Origin of the sequence: Micromonospora sp. NPDC049044 (genome assembly GCF_040649215.1) — a bacterium.
Classification (GTDB): Bacteria; Actinomycetota; Actinomycetes; order Mycobacteriales; family Micromonosporaceae; genus Micromonospora.
The window spans coordinates 33494-48018 of the sequence record NZ_JBEZFA010000042.1 but is presented as its reverse complement, the minus strand read 5'-3'; the positions used below and the strand labels follow the sequence as shown (position 1 = coordinate 48018).

Sequence of the window (14525 nt, the reverse complement as noted above, 5' to 3'; positions counted from 1 at the left end):
GGAGCCCGCTGGTGGTGGTGGGTTTCGCGGTGAATCACCGCGGCGAGGGCCGACCGGACATAGACGCTGCCCCCTACTGTCTAGTCAGGGTTCTGTCGGGAGGTCAACGCCATGCTGAACGTCGAGGATCTTCCACCGTTCCAGCGGGCCGTGTCCGACGAGTCGCAGCGCGGGCAGCGGATGTCCGCATGGCTGATGGCCCTGCGGCTGTCCCTGCTGCTGCTGGCCGCTGTCGCGGGAGTCGCCACCTGGACACTCGACGACCTCGTCCTGGGTCCGGCGCTGGCGGCCGGCGCCTTCGCCGCCACCTCGATCGTCGAGGTCTTCCTGCTCACCAACCGTCCCACCGAGCGGTGGTACGTCGGAAGGGCCCTCTCAGAGTCCATCAAGTCCCTGACGTGGCGGTTCGCCACCGCCGCGCATCCGTTTCCGCAGTCGCGCGGCGACGCGGAATGTGTTGACGACTTCACCAGTCGCCTGTTGGGCCTGACCGGGGACATGTCCGCCGCCGGGCTGGCGGCCCCCGCCGTCTCCGGCCGGCAGGTCACCGACGGCATGCTGGCACTGCGCGCCGCCTCGCTCGCGGACCGCCGGGCCGCGTACCTCACCGGTCGGCTGGAGGGGCAGCGGGCCTGGTACGCCGAACGGGCACTGTCGAACCGGGCCCGCGCGTCACGGTGGTCGGTAGGCATGCTCGTGCTGGAGATCGTGGGCGTGACCCTGGCGACGTCGAAGGCCGCCGGGCTCATCGATGTCGACCTGCTGGGCATAGCCGCGGCGGCGGTCGCCGCCGGTGCGGCCTGGACCCAGCTGCGCCAACACGGTGCGGTGGCGACGGCGTACGCCCTGGCCAGCCAGGAACTCGCCGCCATCGGGTCACTCGCCAGCCGGATCGCTTCGGACGCCGACCTGTCGCAGTTCGTCAACGACACCGAGACAGCGATCTCGCGGGAGCACACGATGTGGCGGGCCCGCCGCCGCTGAGCCCTACGCGGTGGTGCGTCGCCATTGTTGGCTGGTGCCGGTGCCGCAGGTCCACTGCACGGTCTGAGCCCCGTCCGCGGTGGCGGCGTTCAGCACGTCGAGGCACTTCCCGCTGTGGCGGGCGACGAGCCTGACGTAGCCGGTGCCGAGGTCCTCGACGCGCCACTGCTGGTTGGTGCCGCCGTTGCAGGCCCACTGGATGACCCGGACGCCGTCGGCGGTGGCACCCGCGCCGCCGTACACGTCGAGGCACTTGCCGCTGCTGATGCTTGTCACGGTGGCGTAGCCGTCACCGGTCTCCTGGAACCGCCAGCGCTGGTTGGGCTGGCCGTTCGCGCCCCACTGCACCACGTTGGCACCGTCCGCGGTGGACGCGTTGAAGACGTCGAGCAGCTTGCCACTGTGCCGCGCGGCCACCGTGTAGGTGGTCGGCGTGGGGGTGGTGGTGAGCGGCGCCAGCCGGTACAGCCCGCTGCCGTGGGCCGGGAGGGACCGGGTGAGCGTGCCGGTGGCGGTGCCGAGGCCGGTGCCGGACCACAGGTCGGTGACGGTGGCCGAGCCGATGCCCAGATCGGCCAGGTTCACCGAGACGTTGGCGGTGGCGCTCTCGCGGTTGAACAGGGCCACGTACCGGTGGTCGCTGCCGGGCACGTCGGCGGTCCACACCTGCCGGGTGCCGCCGACGAGCTGGCGGTTGTTGGCGCTGTTCTGGTCGACGGCGAGCACCGCCGGGTTCGTCATCAACGCCAGCTCGGCGGCGCGGTTCTCGACCAGGTTGCCGCCCCACATCAGCGGTGCCCGGTTGATCGCCCACAGGGTCATGAGCGTGCGCTGCTCGTCGGCGGTGAGCGCGGAGTAGCGGGGTGAACCGACCGGGCCGTACTTGGACAGCCGCCCGATCGGAATCATGTCTGGATCGGGCCAGGCGCCCGTCGTCCGGTACGGCGTCCAGTTGCGCAACTGGTCGAAGAGCGCGTCGAGCGACGACCAGTTGTCCCACAGGTCGTTGACGATCCGCCACATGTGCGCGTTGTCCCGCACGTGCCCGCCGCTGGCCAGCGGCGTCGCGCCGGGCGAGAGGCTCAGCACCATCGGCCGACCGCTGCGCTGGATCGCCGTCCGGTAACCCTCGACCTCGGCCTGCCGGTAGGTGGGCGCCGCGATGTCGTCCACCTTGACGTAGTCGACACCCCAGCCGGCCAGGAGTTGGAAGACCGAGTCGAGGTACGCCTGCGCGCAGGCGTTTGACATGTTCAGGCCCCACATCAGGTTGAGCCAGGCCGCGGTCGTGCTGTTGTTGATCTGGTTGGCTCGGCAGTTGGTGCCGAGGATGGGCACGTTGTCGGCGACCGCCTGCCGTGGGATGCCGCGCATCAGGTGGACGCCGAACTTCAACCCCTGGGCGTGCACGTAGTCGGCGAGCGGCTTGAACCCGTTGCTGCCCGCCGCCGAGGGGAACCGGGTGGTGTCCGGTAGCAACCGACCGTTGGCGTCCATCCGCAGTCGGGGGTTGAGGTTGGCGTCCTGGTTGGGGCTGTTGTTGTGCTGGCCGGGGTAGTACCAGGCCCAGTCGATGACGACGTACTGCCAGCCGTGCTGGCGCAGGTTGTCGCGCATGTAGTCGGCGTTGGCCCGCACGTCCGCCTCGGTGACCCGCCAGTTGAACGAGTCGTAGCTGTTCCACCCCATCGGTGGGGTGTCCGCCGTGCCGTTGTCCCAGGCCGCCGCCGGCTTCGGGGAGATGGCCGAGAGGCCGACGCTGAGCACCACGATCAGAGCCGTGAGCCCGGCTATCCGCCGTGCGGTGCAACGCGCGAGGACGAGCGTCATCGGACCTCCAACGGGAGCGCCGACCAGTGCGGCAGGTAGTGGTGGTTGTCGATGTTAACGCTCACACATCGCCTGTCAAGTACAGCCGACACCCGGGCTCCGCCGGTCAGCCGTGGAGGGCCGACCGGCGGAGCCGTGGATCACGATGAGTCGGTGCTCACCGGCGCTCGACCGGATCGCGTCATGCTCGGGTAGACGCGAACGGCCGACCGCTTCCTACCATTCGATCCACCCGAAGTTGTAAACGGCGTAGTAGTAAATCGATGCGTTGGATTTGCACTTCCCTACATCCCGCGCACGCTGGGAACAGAGTGCGTTCATGTCATAGCGGAAGGTGCTGTCGATGGCCTCCTTGTTGCCCCAGGTGGAGTGGTTGCGGTACCCGAAGTCATGCCGCTGGCAAGCCTGGAAGAAGAAGTCGTCCCCATACGTCAGGTCCGGGAGCCGATCCGGGCTGCTGCAGCCGTTGTCTTCCCAGTCGAACCCGTACGGCATCTCTGGGCCCGGGTTCGCGTTCGCCTTGTGGAATTCGCTGGAGGATTCGACGGTCGGCTGGGTGAAGTAGTGATATTGATCAGCCTTGTGACGTTTGGGGACGACCCCCACCACCGCACTCGACGTCTGACCGGTGAAGTTCAGCGCTATCACCCGGAGGTCGTATCGGTCACCACCCTTGAGCCGAATGGTGTTGTGGAACAGATCGGTTCCCGAGTAGAGCTTCGTCCACGAACCCGACGCCGACACGTTGCGATAGTGGACCTCGTACCAGACCGCGGTGTTTGTCACCTTGCTCCAGGACAGGCCGACCCAGCTGTACTCGCCACCGTCGGTCACCCAGGTATTGACAGCGAGGTTCGTCGGCGCGTTCGGAAGCGGCGCCATGGGCTTGGCGGAGGCGATGTTGCTGCCCGACGCGGTGCCGGCCACATTTGTCGCCAGCACCCTGAAGTCGTATGTCGCCCCGTTGGTGAGCAGGTTGAGCGTGAAGGAGCAACATCCGACCGGGTAGGGCAGTCGCTGCCAACCGCCACCGTTGGCGCGCATCTCGATGTAGTACTGCACGCCACTCGTCGCGCTCGCGGTCCACCTCAGGCTGACCTTGGCGTCACCTGCGGTGGCGGTGAGACCCGACGCGTTCGACGGGAACGGCGGCATCGGCCGGGCCGACGCGACGTTCGTGGTCCCGGACTCCCCGGCCAGGTTGGTGGCCCGAACCCGGAACTCGTACGTGGTGCCGTTTGTCAGCAGCGTCTGGGTGAACGTGCAGCAGGTGGTCACCGGGTACGGCAGCCGCTGCCAGGAGCCCCCGACCGGCCGGTACTCGATCAGGTACCAGACATTGCCGGTGTTACTGGCCCCCCAGTACAGCGAGACCTTTCCGTCGCCGGCGACGGCCTGGAGGCTGGTCGGCGCCTGCGGCACCGGCGGCATCGGTTTCGCCGAGACCACGTTGGAGGGGGAGCTGTCTCCGGTCAGGTTGTTCGCCCGGACCCGGAACTCGTAGGTGTGTCCGTTGTTCAGATAGCTGATGGGCATGGCCGTCGCGTCGACCGGGTCCTTCAGCCTGGTCCAGCCCTGCCCCGCAGTGACGTCACGCATCTCGATCCAGTACCACACGTTGGCCGTGGCGCTGGCCGTCCACCTGAGATTGACCTTGCCGTCTCCGGCGGTGGCGGTCAGCCCGGAGGGAGCCTGCGGTGACGGCGGCATGGGCTTCGCCGACGCCGTGGCGGTGGGTGCGCTCTCGGCACCGGCGTTCGAGGCCGCCACCCGGAACTGGTACGTGTGCCCGTTGGTCAGGTATTCCATCGCCTGCGACGTCGCGGTGGTGGGATACGGCGTCCGCTGCCAGGACTGACCGTTCGTGGCGTCGCGGTAGTACACGACGTACTCCACGTTCGCCGTCGGGCTGGCGGCCCAGGCCAGGGTGGCCCGACCGTTGCCGGCCGTGGCGGTCAGGTTGGTCGGCGGCGCGGGCACGCTGTATCGCGCCGTGACCTGGATCGATGCCGAGGTCGGCCCCTCACCGCCGGCGGTGAGCCCGGCCACCTTGTACTCGTAGACGTGGGCGTGCTGGAGGTACTCCATGGTGATCGACGTCTCGGCGGTCAGGTATTCCACCCTGGTGAAGGTGGTCTGGCCGGCGGTGACGTCACGCCAGTAGATCGCGGAGTAGGCACCCGCCGCGGGTGCGTCCCAGCTGAGTCCGATCTTGCCGTCGCCCGCGGTGGCACCCCGGAGGTTGGTGGGTGCCGAGGGCGCCGCGATCCTGGCAGTGGCCCGAGCCGCCGCACTGGACGGGCCCTCGCCGCCGGCATTCGTCGCGGCCACCTTGAACTCGTACACGTGCCCGTTGGTCAGGTACTGGGCAAGCGCGGTGGTGCCCTCGGTGACCGGCAGCGGCCACTTGGTGAAGGTCGACTCGCCGGCGGTCACGTCCCGCTGGTAGATCACGAACCACACATTCGGGCCCGGCGCCTGCCAACTCAGCCCGATAGTGCCGTCGGCCCGCGCGGTGGCGGTGAGGTTGTTCGTCACTGCCGGCTTCGGCGGTACGGGGGTGACCCGGACGGTGTTGCTTGCCGTGCCCTCACCGGCCTGGTTCGTCGCGGCGACCTTGAACTCGTACTCGTGCCCGTTCACCAGGAGGGTGGCCGTCGCGCTGGTGCCCGTGGTCACCGGGTAGGGCCACGCGGTGAACGTCGTCTCCCCTGCCGTCACGTCCCGCTGGTACACCCGGTGCCAGACGTTCGGCTCGCCGGCGGTCCAGTTGAGGGTCACCTGGGCGTCACCTGCGGTCGCGGTCAGCCCGGACGGCGCCCGCGGCAACTGGTAGCCGGCGGTCGCACGGGCGGTGTTCGATGCGCTGGACTTGCCCGCGTAGTTGCTGGCGACCACCCGGAACTCGTACTCGTGCGCATGGGTCAGGTATTCGGCCACCGCACTGGTGCCCTCGGTGACCGGGTACGGCCAGGCAGTGAACGTCTGCTCTCCGGCGGTCACGTCCCGCTGGTAGATCTCGTGCCATACCGGGCTGGCGGGCGACGCCCAGGCCAGCTTGACCGTTCCGTCGGACTGCGCGGTGGCGCTCAGGCCACTCGGGGCCGCCGGCACCGGGTGTGTCGACGTCGCACGGGCCAGGCCGGAGGCCGCGGACTCGCCTCCCTGGTTGGTGGCGGTCACCTTGAACTCGTACTCGTGCCCGTGGGTGAGGTACTGAGCCACCGCGGTCGTGCCCTCGGCCACCGGCAACGGCCACGCGGTGAACTGCGTCTCCGCGGCGGTGACATCCCGCTGGTACACCCGGTACCAGACCTGACCGGCCTGGCCGGTCGGAGCTGTCCAGGACAGCTTGATCGAGCCGTCGGCCTGGGCCACAGCGGTCAAACCGGACGGCGCACCCGGCAGGGCGTAGCTGGCGGTGGCGCGCGCCAGGTTCGACGGAGGCGACTCCCCACCCAGGTTGGTGGCAACGACCTTGAACTCGTACTCGTGGCCCGAATCGAGGTACTGAGCCACCACTGAGGTGCCTGCGGAGACCGGGAACGGCCAGACGGTGAACTGCGCCTCGCCGGCCGTGACATCCCGCTGGTACACCCGATGCCAGACCTGACCGGCAGGGGCCGTCCAGGACAGCTTGATGGTGCCGTCGGCCTGGGCGAGGGCGGTCAGGCCGGTCGGCGCAGCCGGCACGGCGTAGACCGCAGTCGCGCGGACCAGGCTCGATGTCGCACCTGGCCCCGCACCGCCCACCGCCCGGACCCGGAACTCGTACACATCTCCGTTGACCAGTTGTGTAACGGTGAGGTTGGTCTTCGACCCGTTCGGGTGGGCGACCGGGGAGAACTCGGTCTCTCCGGCCGTGACGTTGCGCTTTTCCACCTCGTAGTACCAGGCCAGATCGACGGCACCCCAGGTCAGGCGCACGTCGCCGACCGTGCCGGCGGTCGCGGTCAGGTTGCCGGGCGCTGCGGGCGGTGGCACCGAGGCCGTCGCCGAGGCCACCGCCGAGGCAGTGCCTTCGCCAACCGCGTTCTCTGCCCTGATCTGGTACTGGTACACACGCTGATTCCGCAGCCCGGTCAGATCTATCGAGGTCTGGGCCGTCGACTGCGGCAACCGCGCCCACTGCATCTGCCCGGCCGTCGTGTCCTTCTGGTAGACCCAGTACTTGAGGTTGGCCCCCGACGGGGCGGTCCAGGAGAGCCGGACGCCGCCCACCTGGTTCGCGACAGCCGCCAGGTTGCCGGGTGCCGACGGAAGTTGGGACTGGTCCGGTTGCGGGCGCGGCCAGTCCACCTCGATGAACCGCGGGCGGTAGATCGAGGCGTCATCCAGATTGTCCTGGAAGTTCAGGCTGTTGACGTTGTAGGAGATCAGCAGCTTTCCGTCACGCGCCAACTCCTGGTGCAGGTCCGCGTCATAGACCATGATCGGCCGGCTGTCGTTGACCTCGGGCGCGCGGGCCAACTCGATCGGCCCGCCGAAGGGCCCGGTCAGGGCACTCGCCGTGTAGGCGACCACAGCGGAGTTGAAGGGCAGGTGCCCCTCGACAGTGACCAGGAGGTAACGCCCATCGATCTTGTGTACGGCGAAGGCCGTGCCGACACCGCTGGCGATCCGCGTCGAGGCGCCCTCCTGGCTGGACCAGCCCGAGCCCGTCCAGAATTGCCACTGCCCGGCCAGGCCACCCTCGGGCACCCTGGCCAGGTGCACGAACTTCATGTCCTGCGCGTGCTCTGATCCGTAGATGTAGGTGAACCCGCCCTCATTGACGAGCTCCTGCCCCCAGGTGATCGACGCGCCCAGCGGCAGTTGCTGGACGCTCTGCACGGACAGCGCGGGAAGGGACAACGTGACAAGCGCGGAGCCGGTGGGCTTGACATCCAACGCACCCGGGCCGGTCGACGCGTAGTTGTTGACCAGGACCCGCACGGTGGAGCCGTCGACTATCGCGTCGGCCACCCAGCAGCCGAGCCCCACGCTGTCGTCACACATGAACGATGTGGGCTCCGTCGGCGTGCCGCCGTAGCGGGTTTCGACAAGCCCGCTGTCGTCCTGCACCACCAGAGCGTTGTGGATCATCGCGCTGGGCGGGCGGGAGCCATCCCCGTTCACAGTGCCGAGGTAGGTGTCCGAGAAGAGCCAGGCCACCCGCCCGTCGGGCAGTGCCACGGAAACGGTGCGGTCACCACCGGTCCAGTGGCGGCCCACCGAGTTGCCGTAGGCAGTCCACATCGCGTTGGCCCCGGCTGCCGACATCGGCGCGACGGTCGACACGGCCCGGGCCGGCGCCGCTGCCGTCAGCATCAGCACGAGGCTCGCCACCACCGACGCGGCGGACACCCCTCGCCCCAGGCCACCGCGCGTCCAGCCGCGGCGTCGACGACCGGTCAACCGACGACGCCAGGCTTGGGAACCACGTCCGGATGCGAAGGGCGGCATCAGGTCTCCTAGATCAGGGCACGGCAGTGCGACCGCTCCCGGGATGGGAGACGACGTGAGGCGGGAACAGGAAGACGTTGGTCCATGATGGACAGTGATCTTTCTAGGGCCATCGTAACTGTCGACGCCGGACGTAGCTGCCCCGTTTACCTGGCTCTTTTGCGGACACCTGGGCAACGCGCCCGGGATTGACGGGGATCGGCTACTTGCCTCGTTAGCCGGAAGTGGACGGCTTGCAGCCGACATAAGCCGGCGAACGGGACGCTCAGGTCACAGCGCGCCCCATGACAATTCGTGTGCCACCAATCCGTCCGGGTCCGGCTGTTGTGGTCGATAAATGGCACCCGCCCTCCTGCTGGGCTATCCGCGCGGTGTGGCGCTCTCCGTGCCGGCGGGGTGGTGGGTCGGTTCGCCAACGAGTCGCCCCCTGCCCCGCGACAGGGGGCAGGGGGCTCGGCGTATCCCCGGCTCGGTCGCCGCCGTACCTCAGGCGGACGACCCGGCCGGCGCGGGCGTCTGCGCACCCGAACGCGGCGCGTCCGCCTCACTCTCGTCGCCGTGCTCGTCCAGCATGGTGGCCTCGTCGAACGGGTCGTCGCCGCGCATGACGCCGAGCGCCCGATCCCTGTCGAACTCGCCGGTCCACGTGCCGACCAACACGGTCGCCACCGCGTTGCCGGCGAAGTTGGTAAGCGCCCGCGCCTCCGACATGAACCGGTCGATGCCCACGATCAGCCCGACCCCGTCCACCAGGTCCGGCCGGTGCGACTGAAGGCCACCGGCCAGGGTCGCGATGCCGGCGCCGGTCACGCCCGCCGCACCCTTCGACGCGATGATCATGAACAGCAGCAGCGAGATCTGCTCGCCGATGGAGAGCGGGTTGCCGAGCGCGTCGGCGATGAACAGCGACGCCATGGTCAGGTAGATCGCCGTGCCGTCCAGGTTGAACGAGTAGCCGGTCGGCACCGTGATGCCCACCACCGGCTTGCTCACCCCGAAGTGTTCCATCTTCGCGATCAGCCGGGGCAGCGCCGACTCCGACGACGAGGTCGACAGGATCAGCAGGAACTCCCGGCCCAGGTAACGCAGCAGCGAGAAGATCGAGATCCGGGCCACGAACCAGAGCAGCGCGCCGAGGAACACCAGCACGAAGATCAGGCAGGTCGCGTAGAAGCCCAGCATGATCTGCGCGAGGCTCTTGAGGGCGTCCACGCCGGTCGCCCCGACCACGGCGGCCATCGCACCGAACGCGCCGACCGGCGCCAGCCACATGATCATGGCGAGGACCTTGAACACCACCCGCTGGATGACGGCGATCGCGCCGAGCACCGGCTCACCGCGCCGGCCCATGGCCTGCACCGCGAAGCCGACAAGCAGGGCCACCAGCAGCGTCTGGAGCACCTCGCCCTCGGTGAGCGCGGAGAGCATCGTGGTCGGGATGATGCCGAGCAGGAACTCCGCCGTACCGGCGGCTTCGTCGCCGGCGGCGGCCTTGCCCGCGCCCGCGAGGTCCGCGCCCAGGTTCAGGCCGGAGCCGGGGTGGATGAGGTTGCCGACCACCAGGCCAATGGCGAGCGCGACTGTCGACATGGTGAGGAAGTAGCCGAGGGCGAGGCCGCCGACCTTGCCGACCTTCGCGGCCTGCCGGACGGAGCCGACGCCGAGCACGATCGTGCAGAAGATGACCGGGCTGATCATCATCTTGATCAGGTTGACGAAGCCGGTGCCGATCGGCTTGAGTTCCTTGCCGAAATCGGGGGCGACCAGGCCAACCACGATGCCGGCGAGCACGGCCACGATGACGGCCAGGTAGAGGTAACGGGTACGGTCCCGGCGGACCGCCGGTGCCGGTGTGGTGGCGGATGCGGTGGTGTCCATGTCGACAATGTGAAGCGCATCTCATCCGTTGACAGCCTTGCGGTCATTCTGTTCACCGCGAACGACAACGGCAGCGACGCACGAAGGAGGTGGTGGAAGGTGGTCCGACGGCAGTGGAGCATCGCGGGGCAGCTCTTCGCCCTCCAGGCGATGGTGGTGACGCTGCTCGTGCTGGCCGGAGCGGCGGGCGCGTTCTGGCTGGCCCGTAGCGACTCCCGCCAGGCCGCCCAGGAGGAGGTACTCGCGGTCGCGCAGACCGTGGCCGGCTCCCCCGACGTCCGCGCGGCCCTCACCACCGCCGACCCGACCAGCATCCTGCAGCCGTACGCCGAATCGACCCGCGAGGCGACGGGCACCGACTTCGTGGTGGTGATGGCCCCCGACCGCACCCGGTACTCCCACCCCACCCGGGAGCGGATCGGCGAGCCGTTCGTCGGCGACATCGGGCCCGCCCTGGCCGGCCGTCCGTTCACCACCACGAACGTCGGGACGCTCGGCGAGTCGGTGCGCGCTGTCGTTCCCGTGTACGACGAGCAGCGGCGGATCGTCGGCCTGGTCTCTGTGGGCATCAGGACCCGCGCGATCGACCGTAAGTTGCTCGGCCAGCTGCCGGTGCTGCTGGGCGTCGCCGCACCGGCGCTCGCGCTCGCCGCCACCGGCTCCTGGCTGCTCAGCCGCCGCCTGCGCCGCCAGACACACGGTCTCGGTCCGGCGCAGATGACCCGGATGTACGAGTACTACGACGCGGTCCTGCACTCGGTGCGCGAGGGTCTGGTGGTGCTGACCACCGACCGGCAGGTGGCGCTTGTCAACGACGAGGGCCGCCGCCTGCTGGGGCTCGACGCGGACGCGCCGGTCATCGACCAGCCGGTCGCCGGGATCGACCTGCCGCCCGCGGTGGCCGAGCTGCTCGACTCCGGGCGCGACGCCCGCGACGAGCCGATCCTCGCCGGTGACCGGGTGCTTGTCGCCAATCAGCGGACCACCCGTTTCGAGGGCGCGGTGCTCGGCACCGTGTTGACCCTGCGCGACCAGACCGAGCTGCGCACCCTGGCCAGCGAGCTGGACTCGGTGCGCGCGCTGACCGAGGCGTTGCAGGCGCAGACCCACGAGTCGGCCAACCGGCTGCACACGGTGCTGACGCTCGTGGAGTTGGGCCGCCCCGACGAGGCCGTCCGGCTCGGCACCCGGGACCTGGCCCTCGCCCAGCAACTGACCGACCAGGTGGTCGGCGCGGTGACCGAACCGGCCCTCGCCGCGCTGCTGCTCGGCAAGTCGGCACAGGCCGGCGAGCGTGGGGTGGACCTGGTCGTCGAGCCGGACTGCCGCCTCGACGACAGTCCACTGCCGACCAGCGACCTGCTCACCGTCGTCGGCAACCTGGTCGACAACGCCCTGGAGGCGGTGGCGGGCACGCCCGCGCCACGGCAGGTACGGGTCTTCGTCGGCGAGGTCGACGACGAGTTGCTGGTCCGGGTGGCCGACAGCGGCCCCGGGCTGGCCCCGGAACGGGTGGCCGACGCGTTCCGGCGCGGCTGGTCCACCAAGAGCACCGGCCGGGGCCTCGGGCTGGCGCTGGTCGGGCAGGTGGTCCGGCGGCACGGCGGCAGCTACGACGTGAGCCGCTCGGACGACGGCGGCAGCCTGTTCACAGTCCGTCTGCCGAGTGGAGGTGAGCGTTCGTGACCGGAATCCGGGTGCTCGTCGTCGAGGACGAGCCGCTGCTCGCCGAGGCGCATGCCGCGTACACCGAGCGGGTTCCCGGTTTCGTGGTGGTCGGGATGGCGCACACCGCGCGGGCGGCGATGGCGGCCCTGCGCGCCAACGACGGCGGCGACGTGGACCTCGTACTCCTTGATTTTCGGCTCCCTGACCTGCCCGGCCTGGACGTCTGCCGGGCGCTGCGGGCGGCCGGCAGCAGCGTCGACGTGCTGGCGGTGACCTCCGCCCGGGACCTGGCGGTGGTGCGCACCGCGGTGTCCCTCGGGGTGACCCACTACCTGCTCAAACCGTTCACGTTCGCGGCGTTCCGCGACAAGCTGGAGCGCTACGCCGACTACCGCGCCCAGGCGCTCGCCGACGGTGAGGTGGCCGCCCAGCACGACGTGGACCGGATGTTCGCCACCCTGCGCGGCACCGCCGGAAACAGCCTGCCCAAGGGGCTCGACGCGCAGACCCTCAATCGGGTACGCGCGGCGCTGGCCGACGGTTCCGACCCGCGGGCGGGGTTGTCCGCGACCGAGGTGAGCGTGGCGACCGGCATCTCCCGGGTGACCGCCCGCCGCTACCTGGAGTATCTGGTCACCATCGACCGCGCCGTCCGCAACCCCCGCTACGGCACCCCCGGCCGCCCCGAGGTCGAGTACCGTCCGCGCTGAGCCCCCTACCCCGTCGATCATGGAGTTGTGGTGCCTGACGAATGGTGCGTTCAGGAACTTATCGACCGCCAGAACTCCATGATCGACGGCGTGGGCCGGGAACCCGGTGGCGGGGTGAAGATCCGTTGTTAGACTTGGCGCGTTGGGTTAGCGGTGCGACAAGGGAGACCAGACATGGCGGGTGACGACGACATCTCCGGGTGAGACCGGACATGTTCGGCCATCGGTTCGGCGCGTGTAGGCGCCGCCACCGTGGCCATGCCGTCGTTCCCCAGGTCCCCGTGTCGTCGGGCGGCTTAGGCACGCCCACCCCACCCTCTGAGGTCACTCGCATGTCTGATGCGTTCATTGTCTGCTCGAACCTGTCCTTCTCCTGGCCGGACGACACCCCGGTCTTCTCGGAGCTGTCCTTCACCGTCCCGGGCGGTCGCACCGGGCTCGTCGCGCCCAACGGCGCCGGCAAGAGCACCCTGCTGCGGCTGATCGCCGGGGAACTGCGGCCCACCGGCGGCAGCGTCACCGTCGACGGACTGCTCGGCTACCTCCCGCAGACCCTCCCCCTGGCCGGCGACCTGGCCGTGGCGCAGGTGCTCGGCGTCGCCGAGCGGATCGCGGCGCTGCACGCCATCGAGGCCGGCGACGCCAGCGAGGCGCACTTCGCCACCATCGGCGACGACTGGGACATCGAGGAGCGCACCGGCGCCGAACTGGACCGGCTCGGCCTCGGCGACCTGGAACTCGACAGACGGCTGCACACCCTCAGCGGCGGCCAGGTGGTCTCCCTCGGGCTGGCGGCGCAGCTGCTGCGCCGCCCGGACGTACTGCTGCTGGACGAGCCGACGAACAACCTGGACCTGGCGGCCCGGCACAAGCTCTACGACGTGCTCACCGACTGGTCGGGGTGCCTGCTGCTGGTCAGCCACGACCGGGAGCTGCTGGACCGGATGGACCGCATCGCCGAGCTGGAACGAGGCGAGATCAACTGGTACGGGGGCAACTTCACCGCGTACACCGAGGCGGTGCAGGCGGCGCGGGAGGTGGCCGAGAGCAACCTGCGCAACGCCGAGCAGGAGGTCAAGCGGGAGAAGCGGGAGATGCAGCAGGCTCGCGAGCGTGCCGACCGGCGGGCCAGCAACGCCGCCAAGAACCTGAAGAACGCCGGCCTGGCCCGGATCGTGGCCGGCGGGCTCAAGCGCAGCGCGCAGGAGTCGGCGGGAAAGGCGCAGGAAACGCACGCCGGCCGGCTCGGTCAGGCCAGGGCCCGACTCGACGAGGCCGGGCGGGCGGTCCGCGACGAGGACCGGATCACAGTGGATCTGCCGGACACCACCGTTCCGGGCGGGCGCACTGTCTTCTCCGGCCAGGGGATGCGGGCCCGCTTCGACGACCGGGAGCTGTTCGGCGGCGACGGCGCTGACCTGGTGATCCGAGGGCCGGAACGGATCGCGCTCACCGGGGCGAACGGCGCCGGCAAGTCGACACTGCTGCGCCTGATCAACGGCGACCTCGAACCGTCCGGTGGCGAGCTGAAGCGCGGCGACGGGCGGATCGCGTACCTGTCGCAGCGGCTGGACCTGCTGGACCTCGACCGCTCGGTGGCGGAGAACTTCGCCGCGTACGCGCCGAGCCTGCCGGACGCCAAGCGGATGAACCTGCTGGCCCGGTTCCTGTTCCGGGGCAGCCGGGTCAACCTGCCGGTCGGGGTGCTCTCCGGCGGGGAGCGGCTGCGCGCCACGCTCGCGTGTGTGCTCTGCGCCGAGCCGGCGCCGCAACTGCTGCTGCTCGACGAGCCGACGAACAACCTGGACCTGGTCAGCGTCGCCCAACTGGAGAGCGCGCTGTCCGCGTACCAGGGTGCGTTCGTGGTGGTCAGCCACGACGAACGGTTCCTCGCCGAGATCGGCGTGCAGCGCTGGCTGCGGTTGGCCGACGGCCAACTGCGGGAGATCAGCGCCCCCGACCGGGCCTGAGCCGCAAGGCCCCCACCAGCTCCGTCGATCATGGAGTTGT

The 14525-nt window shown here is 69.7% G+C and carries 7 protein-coding genes; 4 read left to right on the top strand and 3 right to left on the bottom strand.

Going from position 1 to position 14525, the window contains the following annotated elements; all coding sequences use genetic code 11:
- The first annotated feature begins 111 nt into the window (after positions 1 to 111).
- The gene (locus tag AB0B85_RS27750) at positions 112 to 984 is read left to right on the top strand and encodes a DUF4231 domain-containing protein (protein ID WP_357411905.1); all 873 of its coding nucleotides are present in this window, start codon (positions 112 to 114) and stop codon (positions 982 to 984) included.
- Between the two features lie 3 nt (positions 985 to 987).
- Here the strand turns inward: AB0B85_RS27750 and AB0B85_RS27745 are convergent, their stop codons facing one another.
- From AB0B85_RS27745 to AB0B85_RS27735, 3 genes are all read right to left on the bottom strand, one after another.
- Positions 988 to 2814 carry an alpha-galactosidase gene (locus tag AB0B85_RS27745; RefSeq protein WP_357411904.1) on the bottom strand — a complete coding sequence of 609 codons (1827 nt, stop codon included), beginning with the start codon at positions 2812 to 2814 and terminating at the stop codon, positions 988 to 990.
- Positions 2815 to 3030: 216 nt separating this feature from the next.
- The gene (locus tag AB0B85_RS27740) at positions 3031 to 8124 is read right to left on the bottom strand and encodes a phospholipase A2 (RefSeq protein ID WP_357411903.1); all 5094 of its coding nucleotides are present in this window, start codon (positions 8122 to 8124) and stop codon (positions 3031 to 3033) included.
- Between the two features lie 621 nt (positions 8125 to 8745).
- Positions 8746 to 10137 (bottom strand): cation:dicarboxylase symporter family transporter, encoded by a 1392-nt coding sequence (locus AB0B85_RS27735; protein WP_357411902.1) that lies wholly within the window; start codon positions 10135 to 10137, stop codon positions 8746 to 8748.
- A gap of 99 nt (positions 10138 to 10236) precedes the next feature.
- On the opposite strand from AB0B85_RS27735, the gene AB0B85_RS27730 reads away from it, so the two are divergent.
- From AB0B85_RS27730 to abc-f, 3 genes are all read left to right on the top strand, one after another.
- A complete protein-coding gene (locus AB0B85_RS27730) occupies positions 10237 to 11823 on the top strand; it encodes a sensor histidine kinase (RefSeq protein ID WP_357411901.1) in 1587 nt (528 codons plus the stop codon).
- On the top strand, positions 11820 to 12515 hold the full coding sequence (locus AB0B85_RS27725) for a response regulator (RefSeq protein WP_357411900.1): 696 nt from the start codon (positions 11820 to 11822) through the stop codon (positions 12513 to 12515). The genes AB0B85_RS27730 and AB0B85_RS27725 overlap by 4 nt, the downstream gene beginning before the upstream one ends.
- A gap of 332 nt (positions 12516 to 12847) precedes the next feature.
- Positions 12848 to 14485: a ribosomal protection-like ABC-F family protein gene (abc-f, locus tag AB0B85_RS27720; protein ID WP_357411899.1), complete on the top strand. Its 1638-nt coding sequence runs from the start codon at positions 12848 to 12850 to the stop codon at positions 14483 to 14485.
- Positions 14486 to 14525: the final 40 nt, after the last annotated feature.